This window comes from Veillonellales bacterium, from assembly GCA_039680175.1.
Taxonomy (GTDB): Bacteria; Bacillota; Negativicutes; order JAAYSF01; family JAAYSF01; genus JBDKTO01.
On sequence record JBDKTO010000117.1, the window covers coordinates 62,928 to 85,942 of the forward strand.

Genomic DNA, 23,015 nt, shown 5'->3' on the forward strand with positions numbered 1-23,015 from the left:
CGAAGGCAGCAGGGAAACGGCAAAGCGGCTGCTGGACATGGGGATGTCGGTGTCTGATGTTGCCAAAGCAACGGGGTTGTCTTAGACGGAAGTTCGTCGATGCAGTGCCATTAAGACTCTGCTTGATAATGACAGCTTCTAAAAGGCACAAGGCAGCAACGAGAGATTGCTTCGCTGGCGCTCGCAATGACAGGCTGAAGAATCAGGGATGTTCCTTTTGTTTCCTCCATGTATGGTTTCCGCTTTTTTACAGGCTGCCGGTTTTTTTGTCTGAATTTGTTCGTGAATTTTGGTATGCTGCGGTGTCGGGTGACAATAGGGTGGATCATTGTTATAATAAGGATAAAGAGGAAAAGAGGCGAAGCCTATGGGTGCCAATCTGGCTGGAAAGAAGCGTAACGACAGGCTGCTGCAAGTATTAACCCCTTTTTTGTTGTCCAGAACGGAGATTCAGTTTGCCTGGTTATTTGGATCGTATGCCACGGGGCGGAATACGGCATCCAGTGATATCGATATTGCTATTTTTGTTAACGATCTGAGACTATTGGGTGATACGGATTGGTATCTTGGCTTGAAATCAGATTTAATGGCTTTGACACATAAAGAAATCGATTTGATACTTTTGAACAATGCGAAGCCGTTGATGAAACATGCGGCTAATATGAAAAAAATAGTTTTACTGGCTCGTGATCCGTTGTTTGAGGCGGAATATGCGTTATCGGTCATTAAAGAATATAATGATGTGCGGTATTGGGCGCAGCTTTCCCGGCAGCGCTTACTAGGAGGAGCGAAGCATGGTTAAGCATGATATTGTAGAACGGAAGTTGTGCCAAATTCAAAAATCTTTGGAAAAGATTTTGCTTTACCGTTCTTTGTCTTATGAGGAGTTTGTTAATCACGCAGTTGCCAGAGATGTGGTCGAATACAATCTTTTTATTATTATTAATTCCATGATTGATATTGTAAATCATATTGTGACTGATGATGAATTGGGAGAAGTAGACATGCTGGCAGATGGATTTCGTATTTTAGAGACTTATGGATATTGGGACAAAGAGCAAGCAAGCATATATACTAAAATGGTTGCTTTTCGTAATATGATTGCTCATCAGTATGCTGATATTGGCGCTCATGTAGTGTATGATGTTTTGCAGCATAAACTTGAAGGTGTTGAAAATTTCAACCGGCAGATTAGTGATAAATTGTAGACGCGGTGAGGAGGGAAGCAGTGGGGACGTTATTCTCGCTTCGCTTGCGATGGGGAGTGTTGCTGCTCACAGGTAAAATCGAAGCGTGAGGGACGTACATTTTGCTCCTTCTATTTGTAAGGAAACCTCATTTCTTACAGGAGGCGTGTCATGACCGAATATGATGTAACGATAAGCAGTGAAGAACAATTCGTTTTACAAGCGTTGGATAGTATTGTTAACAAAGTAGACCAAGAGTATAATAAAAAAGAACATGTGTCCCTTTCCGACTTAAACGGCAGGCTGAAAATGGATGAGGTCATGGTCCTTAATTCGGCTTCAAACCAGCCAAAGAAGTTGTCAAAAGCGATTTAAGCAGAAGCAGAGGGAGAAGAGGGAGTTATGGCGATAAAAAAGGGAATTATTTTGGCCGGGGGGTCGGGTACCCGGCTGTATCCGGTTACGAAGTCGATTAGTAAGCAGTTGATGCCTGTATTTGACAAACCGATGGTATATTACCCGCTGTCGACGCTAATGCTGGCTGGGATTCAGGATATTCTGGTCATTACGACGCCTCAGGATCAGGCAAGTTTTCAACAGTTATTGGGGTCAGGCGATCAGTGGGGGATTAATTTGTCGTATGCGGTCCAGCCTAGCCCGGATGGTTTGGCTCAGGCATTTATTATTGGGGAGTCCTTTATTGATGGGGCCGGATGCGCTTTGGTTTTGGGGGATAATATTTTTTATGGGTACGGATTTAGCGAAAAGCTGCAAAAGGCGAGGCAGCAGGAGCAGGGGGCTACGGTTTTTGCTTATTGGGTGAAGGACCCGGAACGGTATGGGGTGGTAGAGTTTGATGCAGCCGGAAAAGCTGTGAGCCTGGCAGAAAAACCGGTTAAGCCGAAGTCCAATTATGCGGTTACAGGGTTGTATTTTTATGACAGCCAAGTGGTGGAATTGGCGAAAATGGTGAAACCGTCTACCCGGGGGGAACTGGAAATCACTGATTTAAACCGGCTGTATTTGGAGCGGGATACACTTCGGGTAGAGACGCTGGGCCGGGGTTATGCCTGGCTGGATACGGGAACACATGAGTCTCTGCTGCAGGCTTCCGATTATATCGCGACGATTCAGGAGCGGCAGGGCCTGATGGTGGCCTGCCCGGAGGAAATTGCTTACCGAATGGGGTATATTTCCCGGAAGCAGCTGGCAGCTCAGGGTGATGTGATGAAGAAGAACGGCTATGGCAGGTATTTGCTGCGGATTGCCGGGGAGTGAGCGGGGGACGGACAAAGGGGAATTTTAGCTGATAAGGTATGGAGTTGATGGATATGAATATAGTAGAAACAAAATTGCCGGGGGTATTGATTGTTGAAACCAGGGCTTTTGGTGATGAACGGGGTTTTTTTAAGGAAACTTGGCGGCAGGAGCGGTACGAGGCGCTGGGCATAAAGGGGCCGTTTGTCCAGGATAATTTATCGTATTCCACTCGCGGGGTGCTTCGGGGGCTGCATTATCAGAATCCGCATTCTCAGGGGAAATTGGTATCAGTGGTGCTGGGGGCAGTATTTGATGCGGCGGTGGATATTCGGGTGGGTTCGCCGACCTTTGGCCAGTGGACCGGGGTGGAGCTTTCCGGTGACAATCATCGTCAATTCTGGATTCCGTCCGGATTTGCCCATGGTTTTTGTGTGTTGAGCGATACTGTATATTTTACTTATAAATGCACGGATGTTTATACGCCTTCGGCGGAAGGCGGGATCATCTGGAATGATCCGGATATCGGGATTCAGTGGCCGGTCGAGGCCGGGGTGCTTTCGGATAAGGATCAGGTGTATCCGAGATTAAAGGATATAGCAGCGGATAAGCTGCCCGTATATAGGGGATAATGGGGGGCGGCTTTTGAACCGCCCTACCATCTATAGTGAAGCAATCTTAGGAACAATACAGAGTATCATGAAAAAGAATGCGGGAGGCTCTACAGATCGCCGCGTCGCTATCGCTCCTCGCGATGACAAAATTGTTGAAAAATCATTAGTTCGTTAGTTATAGCGGCGGAAGGATGATAGGATATGAAAATTTTGGTAACCGGTGCTAATGGCCAGCTGGGCCGGGAAGTGGCACGGCAGGGAAAGGAATATGAGCTGATACTGACGGATGCGGATACACTCGACATTACCGATGGAGCGGCAGTGAAAAGGTGTATGCGGGACAGTAAGCCGGACGCGGTGATTCATTGTGCGGCCTATACCAATGTGGACAAGGCGGAGACGGATGAAGACGGCGCTTTCCGGGTGAATGTTGTCGGTGCTCGGAATCTGGCGGCCGGTTGTTTGGCTACCGGAGCGCGGATGGTGTATGTGAGTACCGACTATGTGTTTGACGGGGCGGGAAATCGGGCCTACCGTGAATTCGATGCGGTTAATCCACAGACGGTATATGGCCGGACGAAATGGCAGGGAGAAGAGATGGTGCGGCATTTGCTGGGGCAGCATTATATTGTCAGGACCGCTTGGCTGTATGGTGAGGGAAATAATTTTGTCGCCACGATGCTGAGACTGGCAAATGAGCAGGATGCGCTGCGTGTTGTGGCGGATCAGATTGGGTCGCCCACATCTACCGTGGATTTGGCGAGGGTGATTTTTAAATTGCTGTCGACAGACGGTTATGGGACATATCATGCCACTTGTCAGGGGCATTGTTCCTGGTATGATTTTGCCTGTGAAATCTTCCGGCAGGCAGGGAAAAAGGTCAAAGTCGAACCGGTAACGACAGCGGAATTTCCCCGTCCGGCCAAGCGACCGGCTTATTCCGTACTGGACAATTACATGCTCCGAATGACGGTGGGTGATCCGGTCAGGGGATGGCAGGAGGCGCTCCGGGCTTATTTGAAGTGAAGCTGGCAGGAGACGACGGAGGTTAAAAGTATAATGCAGAGGGAGAGAAAAAATCGTATGCAAACTATTCTTGTTACCGGCGGAGCCGGGTTTATCGGCAGCAATTTTATTCATATTGCCTTACAGGAGCCGGCTATTCGTATTCTGAATCTGGACAAGCTTACATATGCGGGAAATTTGGATTCACTCACAGCTGTGGAACATGATCCCCGCTATACTTTTATTCAGGGGGATATTTGTGATCAAACATTAGTAGAGAATCTTTTTGCCAAATATCAGCCGGATGCTATCGTTCATTTTGCTGCCGAGTCTCATGTGGATCGATCGATTGACGGGCCGGCAGCTTTTATTCGGACGAATATTAACGGGACGTTTTCGCTGCTGGAAGCAGCCAAAAGCTATTGGCGGGATTTGACGGCGAAGAAAAAAGACAAGTTTCGCTTTTTGCATGTTTCTACCGATGAAGTGTACGGCTCCTTAGGAGAGACCGGCTTTTTTACGGAAGAAACGCCTTATGCGCCGAATTCTCCCTATTCCGCTTCTAAGGCTTCATCGGATCATCTGGTGCGGGCTTACTATCATACCTATGGGCTGCCGGTATTGCTGACCAATTGTTCCAATAATTACGGCCCTTACCAGTTCCCGGAGAAGCTGATTCCCTTGATGATTCTCAACGCGCTGGAGGGAAAGCCGCTGCCTGTTTACGGCAATGGGCAGAATGTGCGGGACTGGCTGTATGTGGAGGATCATTGCCGGGCTATTCTTAGGGTTTTGGCAGCGGGGAAAGCGGGAGAGAAGTATAATATCGGCGGACATAATGAAAAAAAGAATCTGGATATTGTCCATGGGTTGTGTGATATATTGGATGAGAAGCAGCCTCGCAGTGACGGAAAGTCTTACCGGGAGCAGATTGCTTATGTGAAGGATCGTCCCGGGCATGATCTGCGGTATGCGATCGATGCGTCGAAGATCCGGCGTGAGTTGGGCTGGGTGCCGGCGGAGACATTTGCGACCGGGATTGTGAAGACGGTGGAGTGGTATTTGGCTAATCGGGAATGGTGTCGGCGGGTGACGGACGGGAGCTACCGGCGGGAACGGCTGGGGGTTGATGCGTAGTTATGCTTTATTTTTTAAAATTTGCCGCCAGCTTTTTGTTGCCGCCGGGTATTTTTATTTTAATGCTGCTGCTGGTCGTTTTCTTGCTTAAAAAACGCCGGGGGTATGTACATAAAGGGCTGTGCTTGATTATTGTTCTTTTTTATATTTTTTCCACCGGCTATGTGGGAGATTGTTTGCTCCAGACACTGGAGGCAAGGCATGTGCCGCCGGCAGAGGTTTCCGGTGACGTGATCATCATGCTGGGCGGCGGGGCTACTTTGGATACGCCGGATATAGACGGGCCGGGGCATTTGTCCGGCAGTGCGGCCAATCGGCTGCTGACGGCCGCCAGGCTGCAGCGCAGGCTGGGGGTGCCGGTTATTGTATCCGGTGGTCAGGTGTTTGAGGATTCCGGCCGGGAAGCGGTTATTGCCCGGCGGATTTTACTGGGACTGGGGATACCGGAAGAACAGATCCTGGTGGAGGATACCAGCCTGAACACTACCCAGAATGCGGTGAATGTAAAGAAAATTCTGGGCGAAAGGGGATTCCGGCAGCCGATTCTGGTGACGTCGGCGTTTCATATGGAACGGTCGATATTGAATTTTGCCAAACAAGGGGTAAGGGCAGAGGCTTATCCGGCGGATTATCTGGTCAGTACAACCCCCGGGCTGTATGCGAATAATTTTGTTCCGTCGGCGGACGGACTGCGGAGTTCGGCGATTTTTTTCCGGGAATGGCTGGGAATCTGGGCGCTGCGGGTGAGACAATAGGCGCAAAAAGCAGGGGGGACGTACATTTTGCTTTTTAGTCGCTTAATGTGCCCGGCGTCAGGTTAAATGAAGGGATAATTTACGGTTAGGCACAGCGGGAGAAGCTGTTCTTTTTATTTTGACTGAACAGGAAATATTTATTAAATAGAGAATTTCTATAAGTATAATCTGCTAAAATTTTCTTGCGTTGTCATTGTAAGGCTGAGAAAGTAATTTTAGGCGTACAGGTTTTTCTTTCTTGCTAATGACAGCAGCCACTTCAATGAAAAGGAGCTGCGAATTGAATGAAGGTAATTATTTTGGCCGGCGGCGGCGGAACCCGGTTATTCCCATTGTCCAGGGCGTGCTTTCCCAAGCAGTTTCTGCAGATTGACCAGGGAAAATCTCTGCTGGTTCAGACAGTGGAACGGTTTAAGCTCCTGGTAAAAGCGGCTGATCTGGTGATTGTGACTAATCAGGCGTATTTTCATCATGTAAAGACCGAGCTGGCAGCCTGTGGGGCGGCAGAGGCTCATATCCTGCTGGAACCGGTGGGGCGGAATACGGCTCCGGCCATTGCGCTGGCAGCCCGGTATTGCCTGGATGAGCTGGGGGCGGGCCGTGACGAAGTGTTGTTTGTGACGCCTTCCGATCATATTATCAAGCCGGTGGAATCTTTTGTCCGGTCGGTACGTCAGGCGGCGGCTCTGGCAGTTCGGGACAAGGTGGTAACTTTCGGCATTCAGCCGGATAAACCGGAGACGGGATATGGCTATATTCAGGCCGGTAAGGCTATAGAAATCGGTTATGAGGTCGAATCTTTTAAGGAAAAACCGGATCAGGCGACGGCAGAGGAGTACCTGGCAGCAGGAAATTATTATTGGAACTCAGGCATGTTTGCGTTTACGGTTGGCTGTGTTATGGAGGAGCTTCAATCGTATCAGCCTGAGATTTATCAGTTAGCCATGGCGCCCCTGGCGGATGTTTTGGCACATTTTTCCGAGATGCCTACTATCTCTATCGATTATGCGGTGGCGGAAAAATCCAGGCGGACGGCGATTATTCCTTTCGCCGCTTATTGGAATGATATTGGGTCCTGGGATGCCATTTATGAAGTGCTGGGAAAGGATGAGGCGGGGAATGCCCTGCAGGGGGACTGTCTCCCCATTGATTGCACCAACAGTCTGATGCTGGGCCGCAGCCGGTTGATTGCCGGTATCGGGCTGGAGGATGTACTCGTTGTGGAGACGGATGATGTTATTCTGGTGGCGAAGAAAGGCGAGTCCCAGAAGGTCAAGGATCTGGTTGGCGAATTAAAGGCCCGGGGACGGCGGGAGGCCAGTGAGCAGACGACTATGTACCGGCCCTGGGGCAGCTATACGGTGCTGGGAGAAGGGCCGGGCTACAAGATGAAGAAGATCGTGGTCAATCCCGGCGAGCAGCTGAGTCTGCAACTGCATTATCACCGCAGCGAGCACTGGATTGTCATCGGCGGAACAGCCAAGGTGACCGTAGGCGACAGGGTGCAGATGGTTCATGAGAATGAGAGTATTTTTGTGCCCCAGACGACTAAGCACCGGCTGGAGAATCCGGGAAAGATTCCTTTGGCGATTATTGAAGTCCAGAACGGCAGTTATTTAGGGGAAGACGATATTGTCCGGTTTGAAGATATTTATGGCAGAGCCTAAGGAAGCGGACTAAAAAATCAGGGAAAAAAGGAGCTTGTTTATGAATTTGCGAGTATTAAGTTCGACGGTAGCGTTAGGTCTGATCCTTGCCGCAGTGCCGGCAGTGTATGCTCAGGACAATCCGGGCGGCGGGGGGGCGAGCCGTGTGCCTTATCAGGATCAGCTATCCGGCAATGTTCCTCTCGACAGCTATGTGTATGATTATCTGGATAAGCTGGACGGTTTGGGATATTTGCGCCAGATGCAGACCGGAACGAAGCCTTATACCCGGATGCAGGTGGCAGGCTGGGTTGTTCAGATGGATCGGCTGGCAGCACAAAAACAGGAGATGGCGCCTTATGCCAAGTCTTTGCTGCGGGAACTGAAGACAGAATTTAAAAATGAACTGGCGGTTTTGAACGGGACGGCCCGGCCCGGCGGTTTGGCGCTGCGGGAAATTCAGTTTGAGGAAAATTTTTACCATGGCGGTACTGTTTCACAGAAGCCCTGGACGAAGTCTACCTATCAGCCCCTGAATGTGAATAATGACGGCTATAAATATGGCAGGAACGCTAATGAGATGCTGTCCCTGCGGCTGGAAGGCAGTCTGGGAGAGCACTTGATGCTGAGTGTGACGCCGCGGACGGATTACAATAGTACGGATGACAGCAAAACTACCGTTGAATCGGGGTATATCAAGACCAATATTAATAATCTGTCGATTCAGATTGGGAAAGACGCCAACAGCTGGGGCCAGGGGGTTAGGAGCCACCTGACTTATTCCAACAATGCCGAGCCGATGACGTCGATCAGATTGTCTAATATAGAACCAATGAAAATCAAGCATGGGTATTTCAAATTTTTGCGGGAGTCGAATACTACCTTTACGTATGCGAGGATGGAAGGAAACCGGTCTGATGTGCCGCATCCTTCTTTTGTCGCCTGGCGCAAGGACTTCACGCCAAGTGACAACTTTACCTTTGCTTTGGAACACGCGTCGATTATCGGGGGCCTGGGTCATGCTTTGAGCGGTTCCGATTATTATCGCTTGCTAACAGGCAGGAATGCCGGCAACTGTTCATCTCCTAATACCATCGATGAATGGAATACTCAGGCCGGCGGTGATTTCCGCTGGCGGCTGCCTCACCTGAATGGAATCCAGGTTTACGGTGAGTTTTATGGGGAAGACCGGCACCGGTATATTCTGTATTATCCTTACCGGTTTGCCGAGATCATGGGTGTGTATATTCCCCGTTTGACTAGGGATGGAAGCTGGGATGCTACTTTGGAAGTGCATCACACTGATCCCTGTTGGTATATGCATGGAACGTATACCGACGGCTGGGTGTTCAAAGGCAATATTATCGGGGATGCAATTGGCAATCATGCCAAAAGCTATTATGCGAAAGTGACTCACTATCAGGATAACGGTTCCCAGTTGTCTTTTAATCTGGAACAGGTGAAGATGGAGTATGAAAGCCCCGAATCGCAAAAATTTAATTCCGCCTGGGCCAATTACCGGACAAAGCTGGATCAGGATATGTTTATGGATTTGACGGCGGGAGTGTCGCATATTGATAATTTTAACTTTTTGTCCGGGGAGAATAAACGGAACTATAAAGTAGGGCTGGGGATTACGAAACGCTATTAAGCCTGGCTGTGTATCCCGGATTTTTCCATACAGAAAGGTGTGGTCCGATGCAAAAGCAGAAGATTCGTAAGGCGATTATTCCCGCGGCAGGGCTTGGCACGAGGTTTCTTCCGGCGACGAAGGCTCAGCCGAAGGAAATGCTGCCGATTGTGGATAAGCCGGCCATTCAGTTTATTATTGAGGAAGCCATTCAGTCGGGAATTGAGGAGATCTTGATTATTACCGGCCGGAACAAGCGGGCGATTGAGGACCATTTCGACCGGGCCGTGGAACTGGAGCTGACTCTGAAGCAACAGGGAAAATATGATTTGCTGGGATTGGTGCAGGAGATAGCGGATGTGACCATTCACTATATCCGGCAGAAAGAAGCGAAAGGGCTGGGACATGCTGTGCTTTGCGCCAGGCAGTTCGTGGGGGATGAGCCTTTTGCCGTACTGCTGGGCGATGATATTGTGGATGCCAAGGTGCCTTGCCTGCGGCAGCTGATGGATGTGTATGAGGACTGCGGCGGCAGTGTGCTGGGAGTACAGGAGGTTCCTCAGGACAGGGTCAGCAGTTATGGAATTGTGAAGCCCAGACCGGTAAAGGAGAATCTGTGGCAGGCGGAGGATCTGGTGGAAAAACCGGCGGTGGAGGAAGCTCCTTCCCGGCTGGCGGTTCTGGGCCGCTATATTATTGAGCCGGAGATTTTTCCCCTGCTGGAAGATACGCCGCCGGGACGGGGCGGGGAGATCCAGTTGACGGACGCACTGAGGCGGCTGGCGGCGGATAGACCGGTGTATGCTTTTTGTTTTGACGGACGAAGGTATGATATTGGCGATAAGCAGGGGTATCTGGAGGCGACGGTGGAGTATGCGCTGAAGCGGCCGGAGCTCAGGGACAAGTTTTTGCGGTATTTGCTGAAGACGGTGGGTACGCTGGCCAGTCCGGAGGCGGCAGCGGCGGCGACGGAAGACGGACCGGGGACGCCACCCCCCGTCGCTTCGCGCCACCCCCACTCTGTATAATTCGATTAGCGACACAGAGTATCATGAAAGAGCATCGGGGGAGGCTCCAGAGATCGCCGCGTCGCTATCGCTCCTCGCGATGACAGAATTCAGTGCTATGCACCAAGTACGACGTACCAAGTACCATGAGCTATGAGCTATGAGCTATGAGCTATGCGCCATGCGCCGAATCTCCGCGTTATCCGAGAGACTAATCCATAGGAGGCTGACGATGAATGTATTGATTACCGGGGGGGCCGGGTATATTGGGTCCCATACGGTGCGGGAGTTAATGAAGCGTGCTTCGGTTGTGGTGTATGACAATCTGTCCAAAGGCCACCGGGAGTCGGTGCCGGCGGGGGTGGACTTTGTTCAGGGAGATATCCGGGACAAGAAGCTGCTGACCGGGGTATTGCGGCAGTACGGCATTGAGGCGGTAGTGCATTTCGCCGCCGACAGTCTGGTCGGGGAGTCGATGCGGCAGCCGTCGAAATATTACCATAACAATGTGGCGGCAACGCTGGAACTGTTGGATGCAATGACGGAATGCGGCGTGAAAAAAGTTGTGTTTTCTTCTACGGCGGCTGTTTACGGCCAGCCGGAGATTTGGCCGATTAGCGAGGAAACGGCGACGGCGCCGACGAATGTGTATGGCCGGACGAAGCTGGTGATTGAGGGGATGCTGGCCGATTTTGCCATGGCTTACGGCCTCCGCTATGTGTCTTTGCGCTATTTTAATGCTGCCGGAGCGCTGGCAGGCGGGGCGATCGGGGAAGACCACGAGCCGGAAACTCATTTGATTCCGCTGATTCTGCAGACGGCCCTGGGGCAGCGGGATGGGATCAGCGTTTTTGGCGCAGACTATGAAACACCGGACGGGACTTGCGTCCGGGACTATGTTCATGTGACGGATCTGGCGGCGGCTCATGTGCTGGCGTTGCAGCATCTGGCAGCCGGGGGAGATTCCCGGGTATACAATCTTGGCTCGGAGACGGGATTCAGTGTCCGGCAGGTGATTGACCGGGCGAAAGCGATTACGGAAGTTGATTTTCCGGTGCGGCAGGCGGCCAGAAGGGACGGCGATCCGGCAGTGCTGGTGGCTTCGGCGGCGAAGATTCGCCGGGAATTGGGCTGGAAGCCGGTACAGAGCGATCTGTCGTCGATTCTTCGCAGTGCCTGGATTTGGCAGCAGGGACATCCGGCGGGATATAGCAGGTAAGCTTCATTTGAGATAGGGAGGTCGCAGCAATTGGAAAAGTTTAAGCGGAATGCGTTCAAGGCCTATGATATCCGGGGCAAGGTGCCGGGCGAGCTGAATGAGGCAATGGCTTACCGGATTGGCCGGGCTTATGTGGAGATTTTCAAGGTAAAGAAGGTGGCTGTGGGACGGGACATCCGGCTGTCCGGTCCGGTTCTGCGGGATGCTTTGGTTAACGGACTGACGGAGGCCGGCTGTGATGTGGTGGATATCGGCGTCTGCGGTACGGAAATGATCTATTTTACCACGGCTCATTTCAAGCTGGACGGGGGCATCATGATTACCGCCAGCCACAATCCCCAGGATTATAACGGCATGAAGCTGGTGCGGGAAGGCTCCCGGCCGATCAGTGCCGACAGCGGGCTGAAGGAGATCGAGGAACGGGTGGTGACCGGGGAGTTTCCCGCCGGGGCTGCCGGGCAGCCCCGGGGGCAGGTCACAAAACGGGACATTATGGATGAGTATATTCAGCATTTGCTGACTTATATCGATATTGACAGTCTGAAGCCTTTCAAAGTGGTGGTGAACGCCGGCAACGGCTGCGCCGGTCCGATTTTGGATCAGCTGGAACGGTTTCTGCCTTTTAAATTCATTAAACTCAATCATGAGCCGGACGGGACGTTTCCTCATGGCGTACCCAATCCCCTGCTGGTGGAAAACCGGGATGCCACGGCGAAGGTGGTGCGGGAGCAGGGAGCGGCTGCGGGAATTGCCTGGGACGGCGATTTTGACCGCTGTTTCCTGTTTGATGAACAGGGCGGCTTTATTGAAGGCTATTATCTGGTGGGATTTTTGGCTCAAGCCTTTTTGCGGAGAGCTCCCGGGTCTAAGATTATTCACGATCCCCGGCTGACCTGGAATACGATTGAGGTGGTTAAGGCAGCCGGCGGCATTCCGGTGCAGTCGAAGAGCGGCCACTCTTTTATGAAAGAAACGCTGCGGCGGGTGGATGCGGTATACGGCGGCGAGGTGTCGGCCCATCACTTTTTCCGCGATTTTTCCTAGTGCGACAGCGGCATGATTCCCTGGCTGCTGGTACTGGAGATCATGAGCCAAGGCGGCAAGCCGCTGTCGGTGCTGATGCAGGAACGGATGGCCTGTTATCCGATCAGCGGGGAAATTAATAGTACGGTGGCCAATCCGCAGGCGATAGTAGAGCAGATGGAGGAGAAATTTGCCAAGGGTGCGGTTTCCGTGGAGCATATTGACGGACTGAGTGTGGAGTTTGACACCTGGCGGTTCAATGTGCGGCTGTCCAATACGGAGCCGGTGCTGCGGCTGAATGTGGAGACGAAATGCGATCCAAAATTGCTGCAGCAGAAGACGGAGGAACTATTGGCGTTTATTCGGAGGTAGAAAAGCATTTTGCGGGATTGTTTGCGGGAGGTCAGGCGCTGAATGAATGATCAGGATTTGCGGCCGATTGTGGAGGTCAGTTATTTAAGCACGGACAACACCTGGCGGTACCGGGCTATTTTGCGGTACTGCTTTCTCCAGCATGAGCGTTTGCGCCACTATGTGTATCCGGAAGAGATTTATCAGGATTTGCGGCAAAACAGTTTTTTTGCCGAATACAGCGAGGACCAGCTGCAGCAGGATTTAAAGCAGCTGGTGGAGTGGAAGAATTTGATTCCCCGGCAGGAAACGGGACGGGTTCATACGATTGAGGACTTTAAGCGAAAAAAGTTTCGCTATCAATGTACGCCCTACACGATTGAAATTGAACGGATGGTGAATAAGCTGGCCCAGCTGGGGGGCGGCTTTGGCGGCGGTTCTCTGGAGGTTACGCTGTTTGAGCGGCTGCTATCATCGCTGGTGCGGCTGCTGGAGCAGGGAATGACTCTGGAGGCGGGGGAACTGAATCAGACGTGGGAAGATTTGTACGGCTATTTTCGCGACATGGTGCAGAATGCTTCCGATTATCTGGCGCATTTGAAAAGCGACAAGGTGGAGGAGCACATGATGACGGAGGCGTTTGTCGCGTATAAGAATGCGTTTACCCAGTATTTGCAGAATTTTATTTTGAGTATGCAGCGGACTTCTTTTAAAATCGAGGGGGCGCTGAAAAAGGCTTCGCCGGAGCTGGCAGCCGGGATCGCCGGGAGGCTGGCGGATTACCAGCTGAGCATTCCCCGGATGGAGCCCCAACCCGGACGGGAAGAGTGGCAGGAAAGCTATCAGGATAAATACCGCAGTCTGTCCGAGTGGTTTTTGGGGCGGGGAAATCATCCCAGCGAACTGATCACGCTGCAGAATGAGACGACGGAAACAATCAGGCGGATTACCCGGTTTGCCCAGCGGGTGGGGGAGAGACGGCAGGCGTTCCGCAGCCGGCGTCATGATTATCTGCATTTGGCCGGCTGGTTTGCCGGTCTGCCGGCAGTGGGGGAATGCCATCAGCTGTCGTCGCTCTTATTCGGCATTGCCCATACCCGCCATTTTTACGGCGAACCCCGGCTCAGCGAGGATATGGACAGTTTGGTGTGGGACGAAGCGCCGACAGTGGTGACGGTGACGCCGCGGGTCGCAGGCTACCGGGAGAAGAGCCGGCCGGGGGCGGTGGTTGACCGGACGGCGGAAAAGCGGGCCGCTTTGCAGGAGTATATTGCCGGTCAGCGGCAGAAGGAAGCGTTGCTTGAGGGGTTAATCTGCAATCAGCGGATTGTATTGGCCGATTTGCCGGAAGTGGATCCCTTTGTCCGCAAAACGCTGCTGGTGTGGATTACCCGCTGCATGCAAAATAAGGAGCGGCGGATTCAGACTGAGACCGGGCGAAGCATCCGGCTGCTGGACGGCGTCAGGGGCAGCCGGACTGTGCTGCGCAGTACGGACGGCGAACTGGAGATGCCGAATTATATTTTAGAATTCAGCGGTGCCCGGTAAACAGAAAAGTGTGGAGGATGTTATGGCGCAGGACAATCTGGTTTCGCTGCAGGCTGATCCGGAAGATATCAGAGAAGCAACGACGTTACTATTGGAAAATTATTGGATTCTCCGGGAGGAACAGCCGGAGCAGTATCAGCTGATCCGCCGTTATGAACCGGCGTTAAGACGGTATTTTTTTGAAAAATGCGGCTGGCGGCTGATTCAAAATCCTCAGTTCTACAAGCTGGAAAAAATTCCGGATCAGCCCCAGGCCTGGATGGGAATTGAAAGTTTTCAGCAACCCAGGGATTATTCGCTGCTGTGCTGCCTGCTGGCTTTTTTGGAAGAAAAGGCGGTAGAGGAGCAATTTTTGCTCAGTGAGCTGTGTGAAAGCATTTTGGCTTTCTATCCTCACGAGGCGGGGGACGGCGGCAGGCTGAACTGGGAAAATTATGAGCATCGCCGGTCGCTGGTCCGGGTCCTTGCCTTTGCGGCGGAAGCCGGACTGCTGCGGCTGGTGGATGGAGACAGCGAGCAGTTTGCGATGCGCCGGGAGGGGGAAGCCTTGTATGAGGTGACTCTGTTGGCGCGTTATTTTTTACGTTCCTATCCGAAAGATTTGCAGCAGTACGACAGCATGCAATCGCTGCAGGCCGCCGAGCTTTCCGACGACGAGGCTGCTACGGGGACGGGGCGCCGGAACCGGATTTACCGGCAGCTGCTGCTGACGGCGGCGTATAACGGCGACGACGCCCGGCCGGAAGATTTCGCCTATTTACGGAATATGCAGCGGCGGCTGCGGGAGGAACTGGAGAATACGACCGGTCTGCAGTTTGAACTGTACAAGGATTGCGCTATGCTGACAAGCCCGGAACGGACCGGCTGGGGCCGGCAGATTTTTCCGGCTTATCGCAGCGGGATTCATGCCGTGGTTTTGCATTTTGCGGCACTGTACCGCCGGCAGCGGCAGAAAAAAGAGGCGCCGGACAGTCTGAGCGCCGTGGAATTCGAGGGTTTGGCGGCGGAATGCCGCCGGGAGTATGGGTCGGGCTGGACGAAGGAATACCGGGAGCTGCCGCTGGGCAGACTGGCTGCCACTGTGCTGGCGGAGCTGGTGGAGTGGAATATGGCGGTAACCGACAGGGAAACCGGACTGATTCAATTCCGACCGGCGCTGGGACGGCTGCAGGGGCAGTATCCGACGGATTATCAGGGCAAGAGCCGGGAGGGGAAAAGCAGATGAGGAACAAATGGCAGATGAACCGGGCCGGTGTGCTGAATTACTGGTATTATGATGAGGAAGAATTTGATTTTGCCGATGGACGGCTGCTGCTGCGAGGCAGCAACGGATCGGGAAAATCGGTGACGATGCAAAGCTTGATTACGGTGCTGCTTGACGGGGTCAAGAGTCCGGACCGTTTGGACAGCTTTGGTTCCCGTTCCCGGCGGATGGAGGATTATCTGCTGGGGGAAAAGGAAATCGTCAACCGGGATGAGCGTACCGGCTATCTGTATCTGGAGTACAAGCGGCAGCAGACGGATCAATATGTGACCACCGGTATCGGTCTTCACGCCCGGCGCGGCGGCACCGTTGATTTTTGGGGCTTTGTCATTACCGACAACCGGCGTATCGGCCGGGATTTCTGGCTGTATAAGCGGGAGATGAATCCGGAAGACGGCTCCCCCCAGCGCATCCCTTTTACCCGGGCCGAGCTGGAACGGGCCGTCGGCTCCGGCGGACAGGTGGTGCGGTCGCAGAAGGACTATATGGAACTGGTGAACCGGCATGTATTCGGGTTCGAGAATTTGGAGCAGTATCAGGAACTGATGAAGCTTCTCATTCAGCTGCGCAGTCCGAAATTGTCTAAGGATTTTAAGCCCAGTGTTATTTATGAAATTTTAAATGAATCGCTGCCGTCTTTGTCGGATGAAGAATTGCGTCCGTTGTCGGATACGATTGAAAGCATGGAGCGGATCAAGCTTCAGATCGAGCAAATGGAACGGGATCGCCAGGCTTTGAACCGGTTGTGCCGCCAGTATGACGGATATAACGAGTATGTGCTGGCGGAAAAGGCGGACTTGGCGCAAAAAGCCGAACGGCGGCACAGCCGGCTGGAACGGGAGGGCAAAGAACTGGCGGAAGGACTAGCGGAAGCAGCCGGACTGCTGACGGAACAGCGGCGGAGTCAGGCGGAGCTGGAACGGGAGCTGGCAGTTCTGGAAGTGGAAAAGGCGGAACTGGAGAAGCATGATGTATTTCAGGTGGAGCAGCAAAAGCAGGCCAAGGAACAGCAGCTGATCCAGCTGGAGGGTGAGCAGAAAAACCGGGAAGAGAAATTGGCGGAGCGGCAAAAGGGAGAGCGGGAAGAACGGCAGCTGGTTTTGGAATATGAAGGACAGCGGGAAACCTTCCGGCAGGGAATGGAAGAACAGCTGGAAGACATGGCTGCTTTGGCGGCGGAAGCTGATTTCAGCGATCATGAGTTGTTGGCGCGGGATTTTGCCGTTCAGCCGGCAAAGGTTTCTTTCGGGGGATGGCGGCAAAATTCCCAATCCCATGTAGCAAGGCTGGAAGCGGGGCTGCAGGTGCTGCGTCGGCAGCGGGAAGCCCGGCTGCGCCGCGACCGGATTGAACAGGAACTGGGGGAGGAACGGCGACTGCTCGACGAATACCGGGGCGAACATCGTAAGCTGGAGCAGCGGTTTCTGGAGGTCCGGGAGCAGCTGTTGGCCGATGTGTACAGCTGGCAGCAGCGTTATGACGCTGATTTGCCGCTGGAGAAGGAAGAACTGCGGCAGATTGCCCAGGGCATTCAGGGATTGTATGAAGGACGGCTGTGGAGCGATGTGCAGGCGCCGCTGGATACAGCTTACGGGCGGCAGGTCGACCGGCTGAACCAGGAACTGGGTTTAAACGGAGCCCGGCTGCGCCAGCTGGAGGAACAGGAACAGGGTCTGCAGCAGGAACTGCAATCCTGGCGGGATCAGCGGGATCCGGAGCCGGAGCGGCTGCCGGATGTGGAGGCGACCCGCCGGCTGCTGACGGAAAAACAGGTCCCTTTCGTGCCTTTTTATGCGGCTGTCGAATTTGATTCCAGGGTGACGCCGGCCATGCGGGAGCGTCTGGAAGCGGCACTGACCGATATGGGGCTGCTGGATGCTTTGATTGTTCCGGCCGGCCGGCTGCCGGAACTTTCCGGACTGGAGGCTTACGGTTCGGTGTTTTATCCGGATCCCCAGATTATGACTGCCACGCTGGCGGATTATCTGCAGCCGACTCCGCCGGTAGACGGGAAGGTGTCGGCGGCGGATATTGATGAGGTTCTGCGGAGCATTTTGATTGACGACTGCCGGCCGGGGACAGGGCCGGCGGCGAATGGCAGCAGCCAGCCGGTGCTTTCGGCTGACAGCGGCGATTACCGGTTGAACCTCGTCAGCGGTCGGGCGTCCCGCCGCCAGTCGGCGGTCTATATCGGCAGGCAGGCCCGTCAGGAATACCGGCGCCGGCAGATGGCTGAGCTGGAGGAAAAGCTACGGGAAACGGCGCTGGCTGTGGAAGAGGTTCATGGGAAAATGCAGCTGCTGCGAAGCCGTCAGGAGAAAAATCGCCAGGCCAGGGAAGACTTTCCGGCAGAAACGGAAATCCGGGAGATTTTTCATAACAAGCAGGCGGTGACCGCGAATATTGTCCGGCAGGAACAGCGGGTCAATGTAGTGGACGGGCGGCTGCGGGAAGTTACCGGTGAAGTGCTGTCTTTGCGGCAGGAGTGGCAGAAGGTCAGCGACGGGCTGAAGCTGCCGGCGGATGAATCCGGTTATGAAGGCGCGGTGTCGGTGATGCGGCAGTATCAGCAGAGTCTCCATGAGCTGGAATTGAGCCGGCAGGGATTTTTGAACAGCAGCGATAATGCCCGGCAATGCGGCCGACGGCTGGCGGATTTGTCCGCCGAGGTGGACGGATTGAAAGGCGAACTGCTGGTGCAGGAAGGCCGGCTGCAGACGATCCGGCTGGAAATTGACCGGCTGGAAAGCCGGATGCGGGAGATGGGAGCGGAAGAACTGCGGGAGCGTGTTCGGTTTGTGGCCAAACGGCTGAAGGAAATACCGGCAGCGGTCAAAGAACTGATTGCCGCTGCTGCCAAACTGGAAGGCGATATTCGCCTCCAGGAAAGCCGCAAGCTGGAAGTGGCGGCTAAGACTCAGTTTGTCGGACAGCTGATTGTCTGCTGGCAGCAGCTGCTGAAGCAGGAATTGCAGCTGGGTTTGGTTTATCCGCCGGACGAGACGACTGACAGCGGCGGGATCCTTCGCGACAAGGGCGGCTGGCTGAAGCCTGACAAACCGGACCGCATCAGCCTGACGGATCGGATCAGCAAAAGCTTTGCGGTGGAAAATAATGTGCTGATGGAATACCGGATGCAGCTGGAGCCGCTGACTGTTGAAATTAAGGCTGTACCGGTTTTGCCGGAAAATAGGGAGGAAGACGACGGACTGGCCGCCGATCTGGAAAAGCTGCGGGAGAAATCGCATCGTCTGGTGATTACTCTGGATTACGACGGACGGCGGCAGAATCCTTATCAACTGCAGCAGGTTTTGAACCGGCAAATTGAGGAGCAAAAGGCGATTTTGTCCGATAAGGACAAGGAATTGTATGAAGAAGTGATTATGAACAGTATCGGCCGGATTATCAGCCGCCGCATCCGTTCGGCTCAGCAATGGGTAGAGAAAATGAACAAACTGATGCAGCAGCGGGACAATTCCAGCGGATTGAAGTTTAAACTGGAGTGGAAAGCGCGGACCGCGGACCGGGATGAGGAACTGGATACGCAGGATTTGGTGCGGCTGCTGCATGCCGATCCGGCGGTTCTAAAGGAAGAGGATTTAGCGAAAATGGTGAGCCACTTTCAGTCCCGCATCCAGCAGGCCAAGCAGGCCAGCGAAGGAGCAGCCGGGGAAGCCGAGGCCACTTTTCAGCAGGCCGTCCGGCAGCTGCTGGATTATCGCCTCTGGTTCCAATTTAAGCTGCAGTATACCCAGGTAAATTTGAACTGGCGGGAACTGAGCGATAAGGTATTTTTCAAGTTCAGCGGCGGTGAAAAAGCCATGGCCATGTATATTCCCCTATTTTCAGCCGCTTATTCCCGTTATCAGGAGGCCGGTCCGGACGCGCCGTATATTATTACTTTGGATGAAGCCTTTGCCGGGGTGGATGAAAACAATATCCGGGATACTTTTGCCTTAGTGGAGCAGTTAGGGTTTAATTATATTATGAATTCCCAGGCGTTGTGGGGAGATTATGATGTGGTGCCGTCTTTGGCGGTTTGCGAGCTGATTCGCCCCCAGAATGCGCCTTATGTTACGGTGGTGCGGTATCACTGGAACGGGTCGGTGCGGACACTGCAGGCAGCCGGCGAGGCGGAACAGGCTGCTTCTTCGGTGGTGGCCGCCGCCCGGCAGGGGGAACAATGAGCGGAAAGAAGCCGCAGGACCTACTGCTGGCCGAGGCGGCGGACTACTTTCATTCCCATTCCGGCCTGGAGCGCCTCCTGGCCGGAATGACGGAAAAGTACCGTACGCTGGGCCGGCTGGCGGGAGTCGTGGTATTGACCGGAGTCAGCAGGGAAGAAAAGACAGCTTTGGAGTCTTTTTTTCGCCGGGTGCTGCCGGCAGGCAGTCTGCGGATTTCCGCCGAAAAGTTTAAAACCGCCTTGGCGGAAACCCGGTTCGGCGGTTTGGACCCCTTGGCGGTACTGGCGGCCTGGCAGGGAGAACCCCTTGTCAGCCGCCGGGAGAAGCAGGAGCAGGCAGAGAGCCGGCGGCGCCGGGCGTTGACAGCATTGTTGGCTAAGTTTTCTCAGCCTTTTTGCCAGGCTTGGCTGAAAGGGGCGCTGGACCGGGAAGAAGGTACAAGACGGGTGCAGACGGCCTTTCGCCGCGATCCCCGTCGGTTTATGGAGAATATGTCAGTGGCGCTGCGGGCTATGGCCGGGTTGCCGGAAGAATATCGGCGGCTGCCGGTATTTTCCCGGGAAATATGCGGCAATCCCCACGGCCTGGATATTGACGGTGAGGCCGGGAAACTGCTGTTGGAAGGACTGGCATATATCCGCCGGTCAAGGCAGGAAGAGTGCGACAGCTCCTTTTGCACCGGCGACGGCGGCGAATCGCCGGAGAGACTGTCGGCTATTGAAGTAATTACGGAACTGTTGTATCATTTTCGGCTGCTGAGGGATGATTTGCTGAATTTTGTGACTTGCATCGGTTTGGCCGCTGATGACCGGCGGGGAGAGATCGTCTACTGGCGCCGGGCGGTTCAGGCCGGTGCGCCGCTGAATCTGCCCCTGCGGGAGGTAGTGCGGGCGGTAAAAATTTATCCGGCGGCAGCCGGGCGAGAGAACGATGCTGGTTATGAGGTGCTGGTGGTGGAAAATTCCGGAGTATTTTCGGCCCTGCTGGATGAAAAAGGCGGGGACGGCAGCTGGGGGGGAAAACCGCTGGTTTGTCTCCACGGTCAGCCGAAGCTGGCTTCCTGGGCTCTGCTGGATCGTCTTGCCGGCAGCGGTGCGCTGCTGCGCTATGCCGGCGATTTTGATCCGGAAGGGCTGCAGATTGCCCAGAAATTACTGCGGCGGTATGCCGGCCGGGCCGGTCTTTGGCGCATGACGGCGGCGGATTACCGGGAGGCCGGTCCGTCTGAACCCATCGGCCGGGGCCGGCTGAACAAATTACGGTCTGTTGTCCTGCCGGAACTGGCGCCGCTGTGTCAGCTGATGGAGCAGACGGGCCTGGCGGCTTATCAGGAGGGATTGCTGGCAAAGCTGGCCGCGGATATAGAACTTTAAAAATAGGTGCAGATGGGAGCGACTGACATGACAAAACAGAGTAATTTCCTTAAACTGGAGTCTGGTTTTTGTTTTGACTATACCAACCTGTTTGGCGAGCAAAAAGTGACGGCCGGGGATGTTAACGAGCTGGCCGGCCGGCTGGAACAGGCTCATCAGGCAGTCTGCCGGATGCGGGATACAGGTGAGGTCAGGGGGCATCGGTCGAAAGACGGTACGGCGGAAAAAGTGCTGTTTACTCAGTTGCCTTATATTGCCGACGGACAGTTGAATTCCCCGGCTTCCCTGGAACGGCTGAAGAATTTCGGTCGCTCCCTGCGCTGCCGGGCGGATGCGGTGGTGTCTTTTGGTATCGGCGGGTCCTATTTGGGCAATAAGGTTTTATTTGATGTTCACTGCGGTGAGTTTTGGAACAGTAAGACGGCTGAGGAACGGGACGGCTATCCTAAGCTGTATTTCAGCGGCAATAATATTGATCCTCGGCGGACGGGGGATTTGGTGGAGCAATTGGTGCGGGAAGCGAAGAGAAAGGACAACACACCCCACCCGGCAGGTACCCCTCTTGCTAGAGTGGATTGTAAACAGCCTTATAAGGTTACTTTGATTGTGATTTCCAAATCCGGGTCGACATTGGATACGATGTCGAATTTTCTGGTGGTGTATGATGCGCTGCAAAAGCAGGCGCCGCTGATTGAAGTCGAGGTTGCGGCGGTGACGGATCCGGCGGCGGGGGAAAAGGCGACGCTGCTAAAAAAATTGGCTGGCGAGCAGGGATGGCGGACTTTCAGCGTGCCGGACGGCGTCGGCGGGCGGTTCAGTATATTTTCCGAAGTGGGGCTGATTACGGCGGCTTGCATCGGCTTTGACATGGACGGCTTTTTGGCCGGAGCCCGGAATATGGATGAAGTCTGTCAGACCGGGGATGTGTGGCGCAATCCGGCGATGCTGAATGCGGCGCTGAAATATCTGGCAGCGGCCAAGTACGGGCGGAATATTGAGGTATTTATGCCTTATGGTGATTATCTGAAGTCAGTGGCTGAGTGGTATGTCCAGCTGCTGGCGGAATCTCTGGGAAAGCGAACCGATCGTGAGGGCAGGGACGTGTTTTACGGCCGGACGCCGATTGTGGCGGTCGGGACAACGGATATGCATGCTCAGACCCAGCAGCATCAGGACGGCAAGCGAGATAAAGTGGTGCAGTTTGTCAGGGTGGCACAGTGGGAAAAAGACCCGGTGATTCCCAATTTGTATCCCCGGGTGGAGAAACTGGCCGATATGGCGGGAATTACTCTGGGTCAGGCACTGGAAGTCGCCCGGGAAGCCAACGCCGGGGCGCTGGCGGGCGACGGACGGTTTAACGCCGTGTTTACACTGCCGCAGCTTACGGCTTATCATCTGGGAGAATTGCTGTATCTGCTGGCACTGTCGGTGGCTTACGAAGGGGAACTTGCCAATGTGGATGCTTTCGACCAACCGGGAGTGGAGGCCTATAAGCGGCTGATGGGGCCAAGACTGAGAGCGCTAAAGAGTTAAGACGAAAAGGCGGACAAGGAGACACACCCCGCCCTGCGGACGATTTGCCTGTTCTGTATAATTCGGCTAACGAAACCAAAAGATGGTTTCGAGTCTTATCTATTTTTCTAATGGGGAATAGGCGGTCTTAAAATCCCCTCTAAAAAGAGGGGTGGCGCGTTAGCGACGGGGTGTGTACAGCGTGAGTTCTGCGATTTTTTCTACATTCCGAGCATAATAATTCGCTTTGCATAACTCGACTTAGCGGGAGCATATAAAATATAAATTTGAGTGTACCAA

General features: G+C 53.8%; 19 protein-coding genes. All 19 read left to right on the forward strand.

The features are described from left to right. Nucleotides 1–367 precede the first annotated feature (367 nt). On the forward strand, nucleotides 368–802 hold the full coding sequence (locus tag ABFC84_18725) for a nucleotidyltransferase domain-containing protein (GenBank protein MEN6414777.1): 435 nt from the start codon (nucleotides 368–370) through the stop codon (nucleotides 800–802). Continuing rightward, entirely contained in the window at nucleotides 795–1,208 is a 414-nt protein-coding gene (locus ABFC84_18730) for a DUF86 domain-containing protein (protein MEN6414778.1), read from the forward strand. The genes ABFC84_18725 and ABFC84_18730 overlap by 8 nt, the downstream gene beginning before the upstream one ends. Before the next feature lie 150 nt (nucleotides 1,209–1,358). Continuing rightward, a complete protein-coding gene (locus tag ABFC84_18735) occupies nucleotides 1,359–1,562 on the forward strand; it encodes a hypothetical protein (protein MEN6414779.1) in 204 nt (67 codons plus the stop codon). Between the two features lie 27 nt (nucleotides 1,563–1,589). Then, nucleotides 1,590–2,465 carry a glucose-1-phosphate thymidylyltransferase RfbA gene (gene rfbA / locus ABFC84_18740; GenBank protein MEN6414780.1) on the forward strand — a complete coding sequence of 292 codons (876 nt, stop codon included), beginning with the start codon at nucleotides 1,590–1,592 and terminating at the stop codon, nucleotides 2,463–2,465. Between the two features lie 53 nt (nucleotides 2,466–2,518). Then, nucleotides 2,519–3,076 (forward strand): dTDP-4-dehydrorhamnose 3,5-epimerase, encoded by a 558-nt coding sequence (gene rfbC, locus ABFC84_18745; GenBank protein ID MEN6414781.1) that lies wholly within the window; start codon nucleotides 2,519–2,521, stop codon nucleotides 3,074–3,076. A 183-nt stretch (nucleotides 3,077–3,259) separates the two neighbouring features. Then, nucleotides 3,260–4,084, forward strand: a complete 825-nt coding sequence (rfbD, locus tag ABFC84_18750) for a dTDP-4-dehydrorhamnose reductase (protein ID MEN6414782.1) — start codon at nucleotides 3,260–3,262, stop codon at nucleotides 4,082–4,084. A gap of 57 nt (nucleotides 4,085–4,141) precedes the next feature. Next, nucleotides 4,142–5,200: a dTDP-glucose 4,6-dehydratase gene (rfbB, locus tag ABFC84_18755; GenBank protein ID MEN6414783.1), complete on the forward strand. Its 1,059-nt coding sequence runs from the start codon at nucleotides 4,142–4,144 to the stop codon at nucleotides 5,198–5,200. 2 nt (nucleotides 5,201–5,202) lie between these two features. Further along, entirely contained in the window at nucleotides 5,203–5,955 is a 753-nt protein-coding gene (locus ABFC84_18760) for a YdcF family protein (GenBank protein ID MEN6414784.1), read from the forward strand. 284 nt (nucleotides 5,956–6,239) lie between these two features. Beyond that, complete coding sequence (locus tag ABFC84_18765; GenBank protein MEN6414785.1) at nucleotides 6,240–7,622, forward strand: mannose-1-phosphate guanylyltransferase/mannose-6-phosphate isomerase; 1,383 nt, start codon at nucleotides 6,240–6,242, stop codon at nucleotides 7,620–7,622. 40 nt (nucleotides 7,623–7,662) lie between these two features. Then, nucleotides 7,663–9,252: a capsule assembly Wzi family protein gene (locus ABFC84_18770; GenBank protein ID MEN6414786.1), complete on the forward strand. Its 1,590-nt coding sequence runs from the start codon at nucleotides 7,663–7,665 to the stop codon at nucleotides 9,250–9,252. Nucleotides 9,253–9,299: 47 nt separating this feature from the next. Further along, nucleotides 9,300–10,259, forward strand: coding sequence for a UTP--glucose-1-phosphate uridylyltransferase GalU (galU, locus tag ABFC84_18775; protein ID MEN6414787.1), 960 nt, complete (start codon nucleotides 9,300–9,302; stop codon nucleotides 10,257–10,259). Between the two features lie 211 nt (nucleotides 10,260–10,470). Then, on the forward strand, nucleotides 10,471–11,457 hold the full coding sequence (galE, locus tag ABFC84_18780) for a UDP-glucose 4-epimerase GalE (protein ID MEN6414788.1): 987 nt from the start codon (nucleotides 10,471–10,473) through the stop codon (nucleotides 11,455–11,457). A gap of 30 nt (nucleotides 11,458–11,487) precedes the next feature. Continuing rightward, nucleotides 11,488–12,501: a phosphomannomutase CpsG gene (locus ABFC84_18785; GenBank protein ID MEN6414789.1), complete on the forward strand. Its 1,014-nt coding sequence runs from the start codon at nucleotides 11,488–11,490 to the stop codon at nucleotides 12,499–12,501. Nucleotides 12,502–12,513: 12 nt separating this feature from the next. Next, complete coding sequence (locus ABFC84_18790; protein ID MEN6414790.1) at nucleotides 12,514–12,852, forward strand: hypothetical protein; 339 nt, start codon at nucleotides 12,514–12,516, stop codon at nucleotides 12,850–12,852. 42 nt (nucleotides 12,853–12,894) lie between these two features. Further along, on the forward strand, nucleotides 12,895–14,379 hold the full coding sequence (locus ABFC84_18795) for a TIGR02677 family protein (protein ID MEN6414791.1): 1,485 nt from the start codon (nucleotides 12,895–12,897) through the stop codon (nucleotides 14,377–14,379). After that, nucleotides 14,369–15,604 (forward strand): TIGR02678 family protein, encoded by a 1,236-nt coding sequence (locus ABFC84_18800; GenBank protein ID MEN6414792.1) that lies wholly within the window; start codon nucleotides 14,369–14,371, stop codon nucleotides 15,602–15,604. Before ABFC84_18795 ends, ABFC84_18800 begins: the two co-directional genes overlap by 11 nt. Beyond that, nucleotides 15,601–19,830 (forward strand): TIGR02680 family protein, encoded by a 4,230-nt coding sequence (locus ABFC84_18805; protein MEN6414793.1) that lies wholly within the window; start codon nucleotides 15,601–15,603, stop codon nucleotides 19,828–19,830. The genes ABFC84_18800 and ABFC84_18805 overlap by 4 nt, the downstream gene beginning before the upstream one ends. Then, a complete protein-coding gene (locus ABFC84_18810; GenBank protein MEN6414794.1) occupies nucleotides 19,827–21,203 on the forward strand; it encodes a TIGR02679 family protein in 1,377 nt (458 codons plus the stop codon). Before ABFC84_18805 ends, ABFC84_18810 begins: the two co-directional genes overlap by 4 nt. A gap of 27 nt (nucleotides 21,204–21,230) precedes the next feature. Beyond that, a complete protein-coding gene (locus ABFC84_18815) occupies nucleotides 21,231–22,736 on the forward strand; it encodes a glucose-6-phosphate isomerase (protein ID MEN6414795.1) in 1,506 nt (501 codons plus the stop codon). The last annotated feature ends 279 nt before the right edge of the window (nucleotides 22,737–23,015 follow it).